We start from the raw sequence: 720 nt of genomic DNA, 5'->3' as shown, positions 1-720 counted from the left end.
GGGTGTTGACTCCACCCAGACGTCCGTAGCGATACGCCATACTGTTAACGGAATCCACCTCGAAGAAATTGTTCAGTCCGCTATCCAAGCCAGTGGAGGCCAGAAATGTGCTTTGTCCAGTGGCAGCGTCGAAGATCGAAATTGCAGTGCCAGAGGAACTTAACAACTGGCCATTGTAGACGGCAAAGGGATCTCCACCGTAGGAAACGGTTTCGGCAGTACCGGTGAGCAGGTTGACTGTGCTCAGGGTGTTGACTCCACCCAGACGTCCGTAGCGATACGCCATACTGTTAACGGAATCCACTTCGAAGAAATTGTTCAGTCCGCTATCCAAGCCAGTGGAGGCCAGAAATGTGCTTTGTCCAGTGGCAACGTCGAAGATCGAAATTGCGGTACCAGAGGAACTTAGCAGAGGCGTGTCGGAAGACACTGTTGCTGCTGAAGAGGTCGCCAACGGAACTGCAGCAATGAGAAGAGATGATAGGGCACGCGTGATCATTTATTGGTAGAACGTTTGAGGACAGGCGGCGCCGGTGAATTAAAGCGGCGCTCGCGAGTCCTGTTCATGGTAATGAAACACCAAAACTGAAATTCAACAAGGCCGCTGAAAGGCGTCGTCCTGCTCCGACTTGTGTGTGCCCAGCATGGGCGCGTTGTAAATGGGGTTCAAGTCCCCTGTAGGAATACCAGAAATGAAACGAAACTACCATCTGAAGCCAA

The 720-nt window shown here is 51.9% G+C and carries 1 protein-coding gene; it reads right to left on the bottom strand.

What is annotated here, in order from left to right; translation table 11 throughout:
- The coding region (locus JIN81_RS19200) for a hypothetical protein (protein ID WP_234045606.1) at nucleotides 1-499 on the bottom strand (499 nt) is incomplete at its 3' end.
- Nucleotides 500-720 lie beyond the last annotated feature (221 nt).

Origin of the sequence: Haloferula rosea (assembly GCF_016595525.1) — a bacterium.
In the GTDB taxonomy this organism is placed as follows: Bacteria; Verrucomicrobiota; Verrucomicrobiia; order Verrucomicrobiales; family Akkermansiaceae; genus Haloferula; species Haloferula rosea.
The sequence above is the reverse complement of the archived record's forward strand: the minus strand, read 5'-3'. Positions and strand labels throughout refer to the sequence as shown.